The sequence below is a fragment of the Vibrio sp. Hal054 genome, assembly GCF_037162405.1.
GTDB classification, from domain to species: domain Bacteria; phylum Pseudomonadota; class Gammaproteobacteria; order Enterobacterales; family Vibrionaceae; genus Vibrio; species Vibrio diazotrophicus.
Genome location: NZ_JARLUT010000001.1, coordinates 2,607,832 through 2,624,689, shown reverse-complemented (window position 1 = coordinate 2,624,689; position 16,858 = coordinate 2,607,832). Strand labels below are relative to the sequence as shown.

The 16,858-nt window shown below is 42.9% G+C and carries 9 protein-coding genes; all 9 read left to right on the top strand.

From position 1 onward, the window contains the following. Nucleotides 1-239: 239 nt before the first annotated feature. Entirely contained in the window at nt 240-1,163 is a 924-nt protein-coding gene (locus P4S58_RS12175) for a WYL domain-containing protein (protein WP_337164134.1), read from the top strand. Nucleotides 1,164-1,276: 113 nt separating this feature from the next. Continuing rightward, nucleotides 1,277-3,736, top strand: coding sequence for a type I restriction-modification system subunit M (locus tag P4S58_RS12170; protein ID WP_337164133.1), 2,460 nt, complete (start codon nt 1,277-1,279; stop codon nt 3,734-3,736). Then, nucleotides 3,736-5,052, top strand: a complete 1,317-nt coding sequence (locus P4S58_RS12165) for a restriction endonuclease subunit S (protein WP_337164131.1) — start codon at nt 3,736-3,738, stop codon at nt 5,050-5,052. The genes P4S58_RS12170 and P4S58_RS12165 overlap by 1 nt, the downstream gene beginning before the upstream one ends. A 9-nt stretch (nt 5,053-5,061) precedes the next feature. Continuing rightward, a complete protein-coding gene (locus P4S58_RS12160) occupies nt 5,062-6,225 on the top strand; it encodes a DUF4268 domain-containing protein (RefSeq protein WP_337164130.1) in 1,164 nt (387 codons plus the stop codon). A 14-nt stretch (nt 6,226-6,239) separates the two neighbouring features. Further along, nucleotides 6,240-9,257, top strand: a complete 3,018-nt coding sequence (locus P4S58_RS12155; RefSeq protein ID WP_337164129.1) for a type I restriction endonuclease subunit R — start codon at nt 6,240-6,242, stop codon at nt 9,255-9,257. A gap of 10 nt (nt 9,258-9,267) precedes the next feature. Continuing rightward, the gene (gene zorA, locus P4S58_RS12150; protein ID WP_337164128.1) at nt 9,268-11,487 is read left to right on the top strand and encodes an anti-phage ZorAB system protein ZorA; all 2,220 of its coding nucleotides are present in this window, start codon (nt 9,268-9,270) and stop codon (nt 11,485-11,487) included. Further along, entirely contained in the window at nt 11,484-12,272 is a 789-nt protein-coding gene (locus P4S58_RS12145) for an OmpA/MotB family protein (protein ID WP_337164127.1), read from the top strand. Before zorA ends, P4S58_RS12145 begins: the two co-directional genes overlap by 4 nt. Nucleotides 12,273-12,274: 2 nt before the next feature. After that, on the top strand, nt 12,275-13,762 hold the full coding sequence (locus P4S58_RS12140; protein ID WP_337164125.1) for an EH signature domain-containing protein: 1,488 nt from the start codon (nt 12,275-12,277) through the stop codon (nt 13,760-13,762). A 1-nt stretch (nt 13,763) separates the two neighbouring features. Beyond that, nucleotides 13,764-16,775: a DEAD/DEAH box helicase gene (locus P4S58_RS12135; RefSeq protein WP_337164124.1), complete on the top strand. Its 3,012-nt coding sequence runs from the start codon at nt 13,764-13,766 to the stop codon at nt 16,773-16,775. The last annotated feature ends 83 nt before the right edge of the window (nt 16,776-16,858 follow it).

Genomic DNA, 16,858 nt, shown 5'->3' with positions numbered 1-16,858 from the left:
TGCCGCTTAGTCTTCCCTACAAAATAATTTGTGATAGGATGATACCTAATAAAATTAATTAGGTTGAAGCCTATTCAGTGTTTTATGTCCATCTGTCCAGCTTCAACCAGTAGAGATTGATTTTTCATTGCGGATGAAGAGTAGCGTTGAGAGACGCTATTCAATGTGATTACACGATGTCGGTCATTACTTGATAAACAGAGTTTTAAGAAACTGGTTGAATTGGATAAACAAGACACATGACAAATGATGGTCTGAAACAAACAGTAGTGGCGAAGCCAGATAGGCTTTCGCAGATAGCGCAGTTGCCACAAGCAACCAGGGATCGCATTGCCCACATCGATTTCACCTTATTATTTAAGGGCGAAGCGGTACGGGCGGATTTAGTCGATCGCTTCAGCATAGCTGCTGCACAGGCAACGAAAGACTTCACAATGTACCGTGAGCTTGCGCCAAGCAACATTGAGTATGACCAAAAGCTCAAGTTACATAAGCGTGGTGAAGCTTTTGAGTCCTTGTTCGACTATGACGTTGTGAGAACACTGGCAACCATTAGCCAAGGGTACGGTGATGGCTTCACTGGAAAGGTAAAACCACCTCTTGCTTGTGAAGCACCTTATCATCTCAACAAGCCGAGTTTATCGATAGTAGCGAAAGTCACCGAGGCCATTCACAAAGGCAAAGCCTTGAGTATCACCTATGTGTCGTTATCGAGTGGTGAAACAACGCGTGAAATTGTGCCGCATACGCTGGTGGATAATGGCCTGCGTTGGCATGTTCGTGGTTTTGACCGCAAGCATGGTGAGTTCCGTGACTTTGTATTGACCCGCATTAAAGCAGCGGTTGTGCTTGAAGACTCTACGTTGTCTGAAACGGAGCTCGAAACCCAAGATCGGCAATGGAATCGCTTTGTAGAGCTCGAGTTGGTGCCGCACCCACGCATAGAGCATAGCGAAGCGATTGAGCTGGATTATGGCATGACTGGTGGCGTTCTAAAGGTTGAGATTAGAGCAGCAACCGCTGGGTATTTGCTACGCCAATGGCATGTGGATTGTTCCACTGAACACTCGTTAATGGGCTTTGAGTATCAGCTTTGGTTGCGTAACAGCCAGGCACTTTATGGTGTCACAAACCTAAATCTAGCGCCTGGCAGAACAAGTTAATCGAACGATGTAGCGGCCATATAGGCGTTACATAAAGAACAGAATTTTAAATTTATAGTGAAGCCGTTGCAGCAACCTAATGGGGTGCAACCAACACTGAACAGGAAAAGAAAATGGATCATAGTGTACATAACAAGCTCATCTCATTTATTTGGAACATTGCCGACGATTGCTTACGTGATGTGTACGTTCGCGGTAAGTACCGTGATGTGATTTTACCTATGGTGGTATTACGACGTTTAGATACGTTACTAGAACCCACCAAAGAAGCCGTTCTTGAAGAGGTAAAGTTCCAAAAAGAAGAGATGCAAGCCACAGAGCTTGATGATGAACCATTGAAGGCGGCCAGTGGCTATGTCTTTTACAATACATCTAAATGGACGCTGAAATCCCTGTTCAACACCGCGACTAATAACCAACAGATACTACTCGCCAACTTTGAAGAGTACCTGCTTGGCTTTAGCGATAACGTTAAAGAAATCATTGAATGCTTTAACCTCAAATCGCAAATTCGTCACATGGCCTCAAAGCAAGTCCTTCTTGATGTGGTCGAAAAGTTTGTTTCCCCTTACATAAACTTAACTCATGAAACGGTCGAAGACCCGGATGGCAACAAGATGCCAGCCCTTACTAACCTAGGTATGGGTTACGTGTTTGAAGAGTTGATCCGCAAGTTCAACGAAGAAAACAACGAAGAAGCAGGCGAACACTTTACGCCACGTGAAGTGATTGAATTGATGACGCACCTGGTGTTTGACCCAGTGAAAGACCAGTTACCGCTTACCATGACAGTGTATGACCCTGCGTGTGGTAGCGGTGGTATGTTGACTGAATCTCAAAACTTCATTGAAGAGAAATATCCAAACGACAGCCGAGATGTTTACCTTTACGGCAAAGAGATCAACGACGAGACCTACGCGATTTGTAAATCGGACATGATGATCAAAGGCAACAACCCTGAGAACATCAAAGTAGGCTCAACCTTGTCTACCGACGAGTTTGCGGCTTCACGCTTTGACTTTATGTTGTCTAACCCGCCATACGGTAAGAGTTGGGCGTCTGAACAGAAGCACATTAAAGACGGCAGTGACGTAATTGACCCACGTTTTAAGGTTAGCCTGAAAGACTATTGGGGAAATCTCGAAGTGGTGGATGCCACGCCACGTTCAAGTGATGGCCAGCTGCTCTTTTTAATGGAAATGGTCAACAAGATGAAAGATCCGAGCGTAAGCCCATTAGGCAGCCGGATTGCCTCTGTTCATAACGGCTCCTCGCTCTTTACCGGTGATGCGGGCGGTGGCGAAAGTAACATTCGTCGCTTCATCATTGAAAACGACATGCTAGATGCCATCGTTCAGTTACCTAATAACCTGTTCTATAACACCGGCATTACCACTTACATTTGGGTGTTGAACAACCATAAACCTGAAGCACGCAAAGGCAAGGTGCAACTGATTGATGCCAGCTTGCTATACCGTAAGTTGCGTAAGAACTTAGGTAACAAAAACTGCGAATTTGCGCCTGAGCACATCACGGAAATTACCGATACTTACCTCGCGTGTGAGGATGTTGAAAGAGCACTTGATGCAAACAATGATCCTGTTGGTATCGCCAGTAAGGTGTTTAGTAATGACGACTTTGGCTACTACAAAGTCACTATCGAGCGCCCAGACCGCCGAAGAGCCAAGTTCACTCAAGACGCAATAGCCCCACTGCGTTTTGATAAGCAGCTTAGTGAAGTGATGGAGTACGTGTACGCAGAGCACGGCGAACGCGTTTACGAAAAAACTGCCCCAGAGAATAACAAAGAGGGTTCTGAAAAGAAAAAGAGCTTCTTAAAATCTATTGAGAAGGACATTCTTTCTTGGTGTGAAGATAACGACATCAGTCTCAATGCCAAGGCTAAGGCAAAACTGCTTGATGTGAAACACTGGCTGGCGCTAAAAGCATTGCTTGAAACAGCAGAAACGCTGATGGCTGACATAGGTAGCATTGAATTTGATGACTTCAATAGCTTTAAAACCCAAGTTGATAAATCGCTAAAAACTCATGCCATTAAGCTTTCAGCACCTGAGAAAAATGCCATCCTGAACGCGGTGAGCTGGTATGACGAAACCGCCAAGAAAGTGGTGAAAAAGATCGTTAAATTAACGGGTGATAAATTAAACGACCTGCTGGAGCGCTATGAGTGTGAAGTCGCTGACTTGCCAGATTTTGGTTATTACCCCGTTCCTACCACAGAAGGCGGTAAAAAAGGCGAGTACATCACTTACGAGACCAACTCAGACTTGCGAGACACAGAATCTGTTCCCCTACGTAAAGACGGAGAGCAGCAAAGCATTTACCAGTACTTCCTAAACGAAGTGAAGCCTCATGTTGATGAAGCATGGATAAACTTAGATACGGTAAAAATTGGTTATGAAATCAGCTTCAATAAGTATTTCTATCTGCATAAGCCATTACGTAGTCTTGAAGAAGTAGCAACTGATATTATCAATTTAGAGCAGAAGGCTGAGGGTTTGATTGCACAAATATTAGGCGTGAAAGTGGCGGAAATTCAGGGAGAAGTCTAATGGAAAGCATCACCTCAACGCCAAAGTATGATCAATATAGTGACTCTGGTTATGAATGGATTGGCGAAATACCAGAGCATTGGGACTTGGTTAAGTTGGGCTCGTGCCTATCCCCAGTATCGCTCAAAAATTGCCCTGAATTGCCATTGCTTTCTATAACACGCGAACGAGGTGTTATTGAGAGAGACGTGGATGATCAAGAGTCAAATCACAATTTTATACCAGACGATCTTAGCGGCTATAAAAAGCTTGAGAAAGGTCAGTTTGGTATGAATAAAATGAAAGCTTGGCAGGGTTCCTACGGAGTATCAGAGTTCACTGGAATTGTAAGTCCTGCGTATTTTGTTTTTGATTTTACAAAGGCAATAAATCCTGAGTTTTTCAATTGGGCTATACGCAGTAAGTTATACGTATCGTTTTTTGGTAGTGCATCAGATGGTGTAAGGATTGGCCAGTGGGATCTTTCAAAAGCAAGGATGAAGGTGATTCCTTTTGTCCTGCCTTCTGAAGAAGAGCAGTCCCTAATTGCAAATTTTCTCGGCAAGAAAACCGCGCAAATCGATGATGCGATTGCGATCAAAGAGCAGCAAATTAGCCTGCTGAAAGAGCGTAAGCAGATCATCATCCAACAGGCGGTAACCCAAGGACTTGATCCTAATGTGCCAATGAAAGATTCCGGTGTGGATTGGATTGGTAAGATTCCAGCGCATTGGGAAGTGAAAAAAATGAAATTCATTTTTGACTCCATTCAGACTGGTACGACCCCAGCAACTTCTGAGCCAAAATACTTCGATGGAAATGTTGATTGGTATAATCCGAAAGATTTAAATGCTGGCTATCTTGTTAAGTCAGAAAAGACTATATCTGAACTTGCAATTAAACATGGGCAAGCAAAGATATTTCCAGGTGATTCAGTCTTAATTGTTGGTATAGGTGCAACTTGTGGTAAGACTGCTTACCTCAAGAGTTCTTCAGCATTTAACCAACAAATAACGGGCTTTAGTTCTCGCCATGAAAACGCAGAGTTTATGCATTATCTGATTAGTATGTATTCAAGCGTAATGCTTTGTGTGGCAAGTTATACGACTTTACCAATATTGAATAATGAGTTTTTTAAACATTTTTTATTGCCGTGCCCACCAAAAATTGAACAAGAGAAGATAGTTGGGTTTCTCAGAAATGAAACGTTAAAATTTGAAAGGACCATTGAGATCCAACTGCAACAAATCGAAAAACTCAAAGAATACAAAACCACCCTGATCAACAGCGCCGTGACAGGAAAAATCAAGATCACCCCAGAAATGGTTGAGCAATAGGACGCGAATATGTTCACGGTAAATCATCAAACCAACAGGATTAGTCCTGTTAGGACAAAGAAGTTCAGTGAGTTGGGCTTTACTGAGCGCAAGCATCTTCAGGAATGGTTGGCACACGAGCCTTCCGCACTCGGTGAAGAGCTACTGATTATTCAAAAGGAGTTTGATGGCTTTGATGACACCCGTGAACGCTTAGATTTACTGGCATTGGATAAAGATGGCAACTTGGTCATTATTGAAAACAAGCTGGACGACAGTGGCCGAGATGTGGTGTGGCAGGCCCTTAAATATGCCTCTTACTGTGCAAGTTTAACCAAAGCGCAAATCGTTGAAATTTACCAGCAGTACTTAGACCGCTATGAGCCTGTAACAGGCGAGGTTGACCTGTTAAATGCCCCTGCAAGTGCCTCGGCGAGAATATGTGAGTTTTTGGATGCGCCCGATCTGGATGAGTTAAAGCTCAATCTAGGTAACAGTCAGCGAATTATGCTAGTTGCGGCGAACTTTCGCAAAGAAGTGACCAGCACCGCGCTGTGGTTATTGGGTCAAGGCATTAGCATTGCCTGCTTCAAAATCACGCCTTATTCACTGGGTGAACAGCTACTGATTAATATTGACCAGATCATTCCAACGCCAGAAGCGAAAGAGTTGATGATCGGCATTAATGCCAAGGAAGCGGAAGAAAAAACCACCGAAGTGGTACTAAAAAACCGCCATACCGTGCGTCGCGAGTATTGGGAGCGAGCCTTAGAGGCGTTTCAGAAAAGCGCTTGCCAACTCTATAACAACATTAGCCCAAGCAAAGATCATTGGTTATCAGCAGGCTCAGGGCTAAGTGGGTGTCCGTATAACCTGATATTTCTGCAAAAAGAGCTTCGAGTAGAGCTTTGGATCAGCCGTGGGGTTACCGAAGAGAATAAATACCTTTTTGATTTGTTGAGTCAGTCCAAACAAGACATTGAGCATACTTTTAGTGCAGAACTTGAGTGGATGAGGCTGGATGAGAAGAAATCTTGCCGTATCCAGTTTTCGACCAAAGCTGATGGGTTTAATAAAGAGACGTGGCCCCAAGCGGTTGCGTGGCATTTAGAGCAGATGACAAAGTTAGAAAAAGCCTTGAAAGGACCGCTGCAAAAAGCGGCTGAGGCAATGAAACAGAAGAATTTTGATTAAGGGAACTTACAATTATGGTCAGTCAAACCAATGAACAAGCATTAGAGTCGGCCATTGAGAAATGTCTGGCTGGGATCAGTACTGAAGAGCTCAAAGAGGGGCTGAGTCAGCAGTCACTGGGTGCTGGATACTTCATTGGTGCTGCTAGTGACTTTAATATGCAATATGCCATTGATGAACGTTTTTTCTGGCAATTTCTACAAAAGACACAAGAAGTAGAGTTGGCCAAGCTGCAAAAGAACAACCTCTCAGATTGGCAGCGTAAGTTACTTGAACGATTTGACCGATTGATTAAGAAGCATGGCATTCTTCATTTACTTAAGAAAGGGCTAAGCGTAGACGATGCTCATTTCAATTTGCTCTATCCAACCCCTTTGGCAAGCAGTAGTGAGAAGGTAAAGCAAAACTTTGCAGATAACGTGTTTAGTTGTACTCGCCAAGTGCGCTATTCCATGGCAAATCCCCTACAAGAAATCGACATGGTATTGTTTATCAACGGAATACCATTGATAACGCTGGAGTTGAAGAACGCATGGACCGGGCAAACAGCACGTTACCACGGCCAAAAGCAGTATCGAGATGATCGAGATGTAACTCAGCCATTGCTGACCTTTGGCCGCTGCCTAGTGCATATGGCGGTCGATACCGACGAAGTGTATATGACCACCAAGTTATCAGGTGGCAGTACCTTCTTCTTGCCGTTCAATAAAGGACACAATCTTGGACAGGGTAATCCACCTAACCCAACTGGCCATAAAACGGCATACCTATGGCAAGAAGTATTCACTAAAGAAAGCTTGGCGAATATTATTCAGCATTTTGTGCGTCTGGATGGGTCAAGCAAAGATCCATTACCAAAGCGAACCCTGTTCTTTCCTCGATACCACCAATTGGATGTGGTGAGAAAATTGGTGGACCATGCCGCCCAGCACGGTGTCGGTCAGACTTACTTAATTCAACACTCGGCTGGTTCAGGTAAGTCTAATTCTATTACCTGGGCTGCTTATCAGTTAATTGAAACCTATCCTGCATCGTCTGATGTGGCAGGCGGAAAAAGCTTGGAGCAGCCATTGTTTGACTCTGTGATTGTGGTCACCGATAGACGCCTATTGGACAAGCAGCTGCGGGATAACATTAAAGAGTTTTCTGAAGTAAAGAACATTATTGCCCCGGCGAACAAGTCATCTGAGCTTAAGCAGGCGCTCGAAAATGGCAAAAAGATCATTATAACGACGATTCAGAAATTCCCGTTCATTATTGATGGTATCGCCGATCTTAGTGATAAGCGCTTTGCGGTGATCATCGATGAAGCACACAGCTCACAGTCTGGTTCGGCGCATGACAATATGAACCGAGCGATGGGCAAGTCTGAAGTCGAAGAGGCAGAAGATGCTCAGGATAAAATCCTTCAGGCGATGAAATCGCGCAAGATGCGCGGGAATGCGTCGTACCTGGCATTTACAGCGACACCAAAAAACAGCACTTTGGAGAAATTTGGTCAACGCCAAGAAGATGGCTCTTTCAAGCCGTTTCACTTGTATTCGATGAAACAAGCCATTGAAGAAGGCTTCATCTTGGATGTGCTGGCAAATTATACGACGTACAAAAGTTATTATGAGATTGAGAAATCAATCGCTGATAACCCTGAGTTTGATACCAAAAAGGCGCAGAAAAAACTCAGAGCTTATGTAGAGCGAAGCCAGCAAACGATTGATACCAAGGCAGAGATTATGCTGGAGCATTTTGTTCCACATGTCGTGAATGCGAAAAAGCTCAAAGGTAAAGGTAAGGGAATGGTGGTCACTCAAAATATTGAGACGGCCATTCGATACTACAAAGCGATTAAGCGGATACTTGAGGAGCAAGGAAACCCGTTTAAAGTTGCCATTGCTTTCTCAGGAACCAAAGAAGTTGACGGTATTGAATATACCGAAGCAGATATTAATGGTTTTGCCGAGTCAGATACCAAAGATATGTTTGATACCGATGAGTATCGACTTTTAGTGGTTGCTAACAAGTATCTGACTGGGTTTGACCAGCCTAAGCTTTGCGCCATGTATGTGGACAAGAAGCTCGCCAGTGTCTTGTGTGTACAGACATTGTCTCGTCTCAATCGAAGTGCGCCTAAATGGGGTAAAAAAACTGAAGACTTGTTTGTTTTAGATTTTTTTAACTCGGTTGAAGATATTCAGTCAGCATTCGATCCTTTCTACACAGCTACGTCATTGTCGCAGGCTACAGATATAAACGTGCTGCACGAGTTGAAAGATGAAATGGACGATGTCGGTGTGTACGAATGGTATGAAGTTGAAGACTTTGTGACGCGTTATTTCAAGAATGAAGACGCTCAGACACTCAGTCCAATCATTGATGTTGCAGCAGCACGGTTTGACCATGAGCTGGAGCTTGAAGCTGAAGCTAAAGTGGACTTTAAGATTAAAGCCAAGCAGTTCGTGAAAATCTATGGGCAGATGGCGTCTATCATGCCTTATGAAATGGTCAGCTGGGAAAAACTGTTTTGGTTCCTGAAGTTTTTAATACCGAAATTGAAAGTGGAAGATCCTGATGCAGATGCTATTGATGAGCTTCTCGATTCTGTCGATCTGAGTTCATACGGTTTGCAACGTGTGAAGCTTAACCACAGCATTAAGCTTAGTGACCAAGAAGCGGAGCTTGATCCTCAAAATCCGAACCCACGTGGGGCGCATGGCGGTGAAAAAGAAACTGACCCGCTGGATGAAATCATTCGCACATTTAATGAACGATGGTTCCAGGGCTGGAGTGCCACACCTGAAGAGCAGCGCATTCGAATTCTAAGTATGCGTGAAGCAATGAAAAACCATCCCGATTTTCAGTCGAAATATGTTGACAATGCTGATCCGCATAATAAGGAATTAGCATTTGAGAAGATGTTTAAAGAAATCATGCTGCAAAAACGCAAAGATGATTTGGACTTCTACAAGTTATGGGCTGCCGATCAAGCCTTTAAAACATCATTGATGAACAGTATGCGTTTGCTAGTCGAAGCTTAGGAGTAAAGAAATGGATATAAAACAATATAGCTTGGCTAAGCTTTGGCCAGATTTTCCTCGCTTGTTGCAAGGTGACTATACATCCCCTGAAGGGTTAAGTGCGGTCTTTGTGGCTGCTTTGTTTATATTAGTATTCATCTTTGCAGTTTTATCGATTTTTAATTACTACCGTGCTAGTTCACGCTTACGCTTTTATAAAAAGCTAATCAAAGGATTAACCGCTGAGCAGTTATTGGAACGACGTCGAGAGCTAGTCAATAATGCATTAGAAAAGCCGAAGCTCGGTCGGTTGTGGCGCGAATTTGACGAATCATTAGTGCATCTCCCTCAAAAACAACGCCTTTGTAATACGTTGGATGCGGCGCATTTTTTTAATACCCATACTATTGCACATCGTCTAACCGAAAATCGTTTGTTAGCAGCTGTGCCAGGCTTTTTGACCGCCATAGGGGTAATTGGTACCTTTGCTGGCTTGCAATTAGGCTTAGGCCCCCTTGGTGAACTCGATCCTAGTAATGCTAAAGTTGATGAATTAACTCACGGTATTTTTGGTATGATCGGTGGGGCGTCCATTGCGTTTATGACCTCAGTATGGGGTGTTTTCACCAGTGTGACGTTTAACTTTTTTGAGAAATTTTTAGAACGAAATATTCGTAGCTCGATCAGCTCATTTCAAAATGAAGTTGATTATCTTTATCCTCGCATTACGGCAGAACAAAGCTTGTCGAATATTGAAGACTTTACTCGCCAAAGTAACGACCGTTTAGCGGAACTTGACGAAAAAATTGGCCATAAAATGCAAGAGGCCATGCAAGAAGCATCTAATGTCATCAGTGAAAGCGTTGCTCAAAGCTTGAACAACATACTTGGACCCGCTATTCAGAGCTTAGTGGACAACGCTCATTCAGGATCAGAGAAAGCGTTGGAATCATTACTTGATCGCTTCTTACAGGGCGTTGGTTCAGCTGGCGACACTCAAAAAGTGATGATGGAGCAGGCAGCTAAAGACATTACTGCAGCATCAGTTGGTATGACAAACGGATTAAATCAGTTTGCCAGTAAACTGGAGGGGCAGGTAAGCAATATTATGCATAAAAATGCTGATATCCTTAACCAAGTAAATGGTGCTGTACAACAACAGATGGAAGCTCAAAGTCTTCAAGATCAACAAAGGCAAATGCAGCTTAGCAATACCATGGATGACTTTATAGGCAACGTTAAAACACAGCTTTCTGAATTAGCTGAGCAAAATGCAATGACGATGAAAAATGTGCAAAAAGAGCTATCAGGGCAAATTGCAGAGCAGCAAAAGCGTGAAGCGTTAAGGCTGCAACTCCAGCAGGAGCAGCAAGAGGCTCAGCGTCAACATGAACAGCAACGACAAGAACTCATCAGTGCTAGTATGGCAGACTTTATGGGTAGCCTTAAAAACCAGCTGTCAGAGTTATCTAAACAAAATGCAGATACCCTGAAAGCGGTTCAGGGGGAGCTATCAGAGCAAATGGAAGAGCAGCAGGGACGAGATGCGGTAAGGCAGAAACAGCTACAAGAGCAACTTTCAGGTTTTCAGTATGTACAAGAGGGGGTAACAAAAGGAATTGATAGTGTTCTTGCGGCTCAACAGCAGCAAAACAAAGAGCTATTGGCTGGTTTACGTGGTGTTATTGAACGATTCGATTCGTTGTCATCTAGTCATCAAAGTGCTACGTCCTCGATGCAGACAGTCTCTTCTGAATTAAAAGCGGGCTCAAACCAATTGGCTTTGCTCTCTTCAAACCTTAAAGCAGCTATCGATACCTTTGGTCAGCAATTGTCTGATGCGCTGGAGCACGCCGATGAGGTTACAAAACAAAATTCAGCCTCAGCTGAAGTATTTAAAGAGGTGGTTACTAATTTACAGCGTGCTGGTGAACAGATCACTCACGCGTCAGGAACCTTAAATGAAGCATCAGGCAAAGCAGAGAACGGTTTAACAGCTGTGGACAATCACTTCAATATGTTGTTGGAATCGCTTCAATCGCACTTAACACAAGTCCAGCAACAGGTGGCTGATCTGCTGTCAGACTATAGTGATCGTGTCAAAGACCAGACTGTAACGCGACTTAATACCTGGAATGAACACACCAATAGTTACATTTCATCTATGACCGATGCGGTGAGGACATTGAGTAGTGTAGTGGATGAAATTGATGGTAAGGTTACTCATATTAAACAAGGTAATATGGTATGAGATCATTAAATCGCCATTCTAGCAATCAAGTAGATGAGGAAAACCCTTATTGGATTTCTTTTTCAGACATTATGGCGGGCTTGCTGGTGATATTTGTGTTAGCTGCAGTGGCGCTTATTCTGGAGCTGACGCAAAAGAGTGAGCAGTGGGATGAAGCCATACGTGAAATTGCTAAAGCTGAGCAAGTGAGAAAAGATTTATTGCGTGAAATTGAGCAAGAACTGAACTCTATGAATATTCCTGTGAAAATTAGCGATAACGATACGGTTCTACGTATTCCTGAAGATGTTTTGACCTTTGCGCAAGGTCGCTTTGATATACCTGATGATGAACGCTCAAAGCAAAATGCCTTAGACATAGGCCAGGTTTTATTTAATAGCATTGTCAAGGAAGAACGCTGGAAATATCTAGATACTATTTTTGTTGAGGGGCATACCGACCCAGTGCCTTACCGTAACCAGAGTATCAAAGGTAACTGGGGGCTTTCGACCTTTCGGGCAATATCTGTATGGAATTACTGGAACCAAGAGATGGATGAAGGCGCCCGCTTAGATGCATTGACCAATCATGTCGGAAAAAAATTGTTCTCAGTTAGCGGCTATGCTGAAACTCGGCCTGTCCCCTGTTCTATTGGGAGTACAGAGATAGTTAATCCAAGTTTGTGTCCTGATGGAGTGATCAGTGATGACGAATCGCTGCGAAAAAATCGTAGGATAGATATTCGCTTTACTGTGCGTCGGCCCGCATTAGAGGACTATCAAGCGGTAAAACAGGTGTTGAACTAACTATGCGCTTACCTGATTTGACTTTTAATTTGCCAGATTGGAATGACTCAGATTTCAAGCTGATAAAAGATGCTGAGCAAAAGGTAAAGCATATTGGCCGTAAAGCTGGAACCAACTCTGACAATTTTCAGAAAGCTTGCTTGAAATTACTTAATATCGCTTTGCAGGGACGTATAGATAAGCTTGTAGAGCATATAAATAGCAGTGTTGATGTTAGAGCATTTACCTTTTTGTTAGCTTCGTCGGAGGATTTTGTCAATCAGGTTTCTTTGACTCGTGCTCATTTGGATTCTTTGGTTATTCCTAGAAATCCCATGAGCAAGTTATCTCTCATGCAATTGATACGTGCATATTTAGTACGCTACGACACCGTTGCCAGTGCCGAGGTGTTGGCAGCATGGCGCTCTTTTATTATGTTACAGCTAAATCAATTGTCGCTATCAGCCTCGACAAGTGACTTGGCCTCATACAAAAAATATGAGTCTGTATTGTTCTCAGTTTCAGGCCCATCAAAGGTGGTGGCATTTGCTCAAAGCAAACAAAGCGATCTGGATAGTGTGTTTCGAGAGTTCGGGCTAAATGGCTTTAGTAATGGTCGATTTCTTACCCTGTGCCGCTATCAGTATTACCTCGAAACGTTAAAAACGATACCGGTTGGTTCCGAGCACGATATTTTGCATGAGGTTGTCAAAAAAGATGTATTTAATTCTCCATATGATGATATCCGTTTGCTTGGGCATGCCATTTTGGAGATTTTAATTGATCGTTCTGCTGGTATGGTAATCTCGCCAGTATGGCAAAGTTTGATCCTGACGATTGCTGGCGATCCCAGGGTTCCAACTTCAAGTGTTAACTATCAAAAATGGTGGGTGTTATTGGGTGAGCAGCGAATTGTTTTGATGCGTGGCTGGCTTAGTCGCTTCGATCTCTCCCTATTTTTAAAGGTGCTGGAGCAAAGTGCTCGCGATGGTAGTATCGGTGACATGGAGCGCATGTTCGAGCCTCGTAAACAGTTTATGGAGGGGTTGTTAGAACAAGGGCTTGTTACTCAATCGAGGTTATTTTTAAGTAAACATGCTGAGCATTATCTGCGTCGATCTTATAAAAAAGAGGAGCTACCTGAATATGCGCTCGTAAAATCCGCAGAAACTTCGGTGATCTATTTAAACCTTGCAGGTAAGGTGCATATGATTGAGGGAAGCCATAGCTTCACATTGAAATTATTGGATAAATTACCGGCTCAGATAAATCTGCTGGACTACAACAAGCGGAGTTTCGTTGATTCAGAGTTCAGAACAAAGGTTGCGCTGATTTATTATAAGCAGTTTGGAAGTGGTGATGGAATAGAAGAGTTGAGGCATGACGTCCATTTAAATTGGCAGCATAATGCGATTCGGTTTCTAGAAAAAAATGGCATCTCAGCTTCAGCCTACGAATTAATTGGTGCAGCTCGATATAGAGAATATAAAGAAAAATTCGGAGTTTATTAGGATGGGGATTCGCGATCTAATTCAGCGATTAAAGTTATCAGGGCAAGCAAGTTTGTTACGTTGGCGTGTAGACCCAGTTGAGGGCGTTGATTTTATTATTGATCGCAAAGTACTTGCTGATGAAGAAAGCTATGCAATTCGAAACCCTTACTTTGGTATGCAGCTCGCTTACTTAAAAGGCATGGTAGAGCAAAATAAAGCAGTAAAAAATATTAATGGCTTTACCATTCTATCGGAAGATATTGTGGAATTAGGTGAAGACTTTATTTCATTATTTGATTTTCCCGGCTTTTATCCAGGTAGCTATGCTACTAGGTTTGAAGGTAACACTAGTAAGTCTGCTTTCAAAGCGATGCTTGAACTTGTATTACCTGATGGCTCAGCTGTTCCCCATTTTAGTATATACGGTCCATTATTGAAGGTAAGTGATAGTGAAATGTTTATGCTTCAGCCCGCTGAGTGGCGGGCCTTGCAGGCACTAAAACATCATCAAAATTTACCAGAAGAAACGCGTGGTGAGTATGAAAACAACTGGTTAGTTTTCCAGCTTCAATTGGCAAAAAGAGCAGGAATGATAATTGGTCTGGCTCATTTTGACAATATCGACATAGTTCAGCCCGAAACAGTTGGCGTAGCGGTTGATGCATTGCCAAACGGAGATTTAATACTTACACCTTCGTTTGGTGCAGGTTTTAATATTGACGATATAAAATCTCGGCTGGGGCAGATAAACTCTGATGATAATCATTGTATTTTAAGAGTAAAAAATAAGTTTTTATTATTGGATGAAAGAAGACTAGAGGCTGCGCAAGAAATCTTGACAAACCGGCGCATTCCAAAGACTCAAGTCGCTTCCTTTTTAAAAGCTCCAACTGCGTATTTAAGTGCAGCTTTAATTGACTTGGATACTGGGTTTTCTGTAAGGGTTCATGGAGCGGAGAAGTTTACTCAACGTTATTTTGGAGATGTTGAGAAATCGGGCGTTAATTGGTTCGGTAAGGGGGAATACATTATTGAACCGCCTGAGAGGTTAGCGAGCATTGTGCAAGATCAGCAGAAGCTTGATGAGGTGAAAGCGTTATTTGATGACGCCAATAAAACTGGTGCAGATATGATTGATATCGATGGCCAGATCATAGATGTTTCTGATAGAGCCAAAGTTAATGGCACACTCAATGATATTCAAGCTTCTATAGATGAGGGCTGGTTTACCCACTCTAAGAATGAACAAAATTCGGATGATGAGAAAGTTGTCATTGCACCTGAAAGAGCCGTAGTTGCAATAGACAGTAATGATGAATATATCGAATACTCCAAGGATTCACGTGTTACTGGTTTGGATTTAACACAGGTTAATTTTGTAAAAGATAACCTTAAACGATTGCCTTTTCCCCATCAAGAAGAGGGCATACGTTGGTTACTTGCTCATTTAGAGCAAATTAGTGAAACAGCTGAACCCAGCGGTGCCTTATTGGCTGATGATATGGGGCTTGGTAAAACCTATATGATACTAGTGGCCATTTCAGAGTGGTATCGACGCTGTAGCCACCAACAAATATCTCAAAAGCCTGTTTTGATTGTTGCACCATTAAGTTTGCTGGAAAACTGGCAGGCTGAAGTAGATGTGACCTTTGATAGAACACCATTTAGCGATATTGTTATCCTACAAGCTGGTGGTGATCTGGCGCGATATAGAGTAGAAGGCGCTGGACGGGAGACATTGCAGGAGTTTGCAGATGTTGACCTAATTGAGGATGCCGAATCTATACGTTATGCACTGAAAGTGGGTAAGGTATATGGCTCGGATCGGCTCGATGTGCCCCGGCGTCTGGTATTAACTACATATCAGACACTTCGGGATTATCAGTTTTCATTAAGTCGAGTTGACTGGAGTATTGTTGCTTTCGATGAAGCGCAAAACCTTAAAAACCCAAACGCATTATCAACTCGCGCAGCTAAAGGCCTTAAAGCAGATTTCAAATTGTTGGCAACTGGCACTCCTGTCGAAAATACGCTTAAGGATTTCTGGTGTTTATTTGATACAGCTGTTCCTGGTTTACTAGGAGCTTGGCAAACTTTCAGAAAAGACTTTATTGCCCCGATCTTGTCGGTCTCCCCAGAGGAGGTGAATGAAGTGCGTATCTCTATTGGGCGAGATCTGCGTAAAAAAGTGGGGGATTATATGCTGAGACGTACCAAGGCCGAAAAGCTTAAAGGTTTGCCAGAAAAGCAGATTTTTAATGGCGATATAGACACTAGAGAAGGTAATTATTTGTCAATATTGTCAGGTTTTATGTCTGGCCCACAGCTCACCTATTACGATGATATTATTAACAGGGTTAAAACCTACTCGGCTGAAGATAAGCGTGGGGTAATTTTACCAAGTTTACGGAAATTGAAAGTTGCCAGTATTCACCATGAAATCGATGCAAAATTTCCAATTCCAAAAAATAGTAATGATCTCCTCAAGCAAGCTCAATTGTCTGTAAAATTGCAGTCCTTACTGGCAGTACTTAAAGAAATTGAAAAGCGGGCTGAGAAAGTGTTGGTTTTTGCTGAAACAAAAGCGGTTCAAGCATATGTTTGTGCATTGGTAACTAGCTTATTTAGGGTTCAAGTTGACATTATTAACGGTGATACTGCAGCTGTCGAAACTAAGAAAGAAACTGAAACCCGTAAAGCGATTATTGATCGTTTTCAAACATCAGCAGGCTTTGGTGTTATTGTAATGTCTCCTGTTGCTGCAGGTGTGGGGCTCACTGTTGTTGGGGCAAATAACGTTATCCATCTTGAACGACACTGGAACCCGGCAAAAGAAGCTCAAGCTACTGATAGGGTTTACCGGATAGGACAAACGAGGAATGTGAATGTTTATATTCCAATGGCGCTTCACCCCAACTTGCGATCTTTTGACCAACATTTAAATGGCTTACTGGCAAACAAAGTTGATTTAAGTGATGCGGTTGTAGCAAATCCGACTATCGAACCACATGAGCTTGCTCAGTGTTTCTGAGAATATTTTTTATAGAACAAGACTGCTGGGTGAAGTGTAAGGGAGCGCGTGAGTGAGCTCATTGGCACATCTAATGTGTGATA

Coding starts and splice junctions, on each gene's coding strand:
- P4S58_RS12175 (WP_337164134.1), top strand. CDS start 240: ATGACAAATGATGGTCTGAAACAAACAGTAGTGGCGAAGCCAGATAGG.
- P4S58_RS12170 (WP_337164133.1), top strand. CDS start 1,277: ATGGATCATAGTGTACATAACAAGCTCATCTCATTTATTTGGAACATT.
- P4S58_RS12165 (WP_337164131.1), top strand. CDS start 3,736: ATGGAAAGCATCACCTCAACGCCAAAGTATGATCAATATAGTGACTCT.
- P4S58_RS12160 (WP_337164130.1), top strand. CDS start 5,062: ATGTTCACGGTAAATCATCAAACCAACAGGATTAGTCCTGTTAGGACA.
- P4S58_RS12155 (WP_337164129.1), top strand. CDS start 6,240: ATGGTCAGTCAAACCAATGAACAAGCATTAGAGTCGGCCATTGAGAAA.
- zorA (WP_337164128.1), top strand. CDS start 9,268: ATGGATATAAAACAATATAGCTTGGCTAAGCTTTGGCCAGATTTTCCT.
- P4S58_RS12145 (WP_337164127.1), top strand. CDS start 11,484: ATGAGATCATTAAATCGCCATTCTAGCAATCAAGTAGATGAGGAAAAC.
- P4S58_RS12140 (WP_337164125.1), top strand. CDS start 12,275: ATGCGCTTACCTGATTTGACTTTTAATTTGCCAGATTGGAATGACTCA.
- P4S58_RS12135 (WP_337164124.1), top strand. CDS start 13,764: ATGGGGATTCGCGATCTAATTCAGCGATTAAAGTTATCAGGGCAAGCA.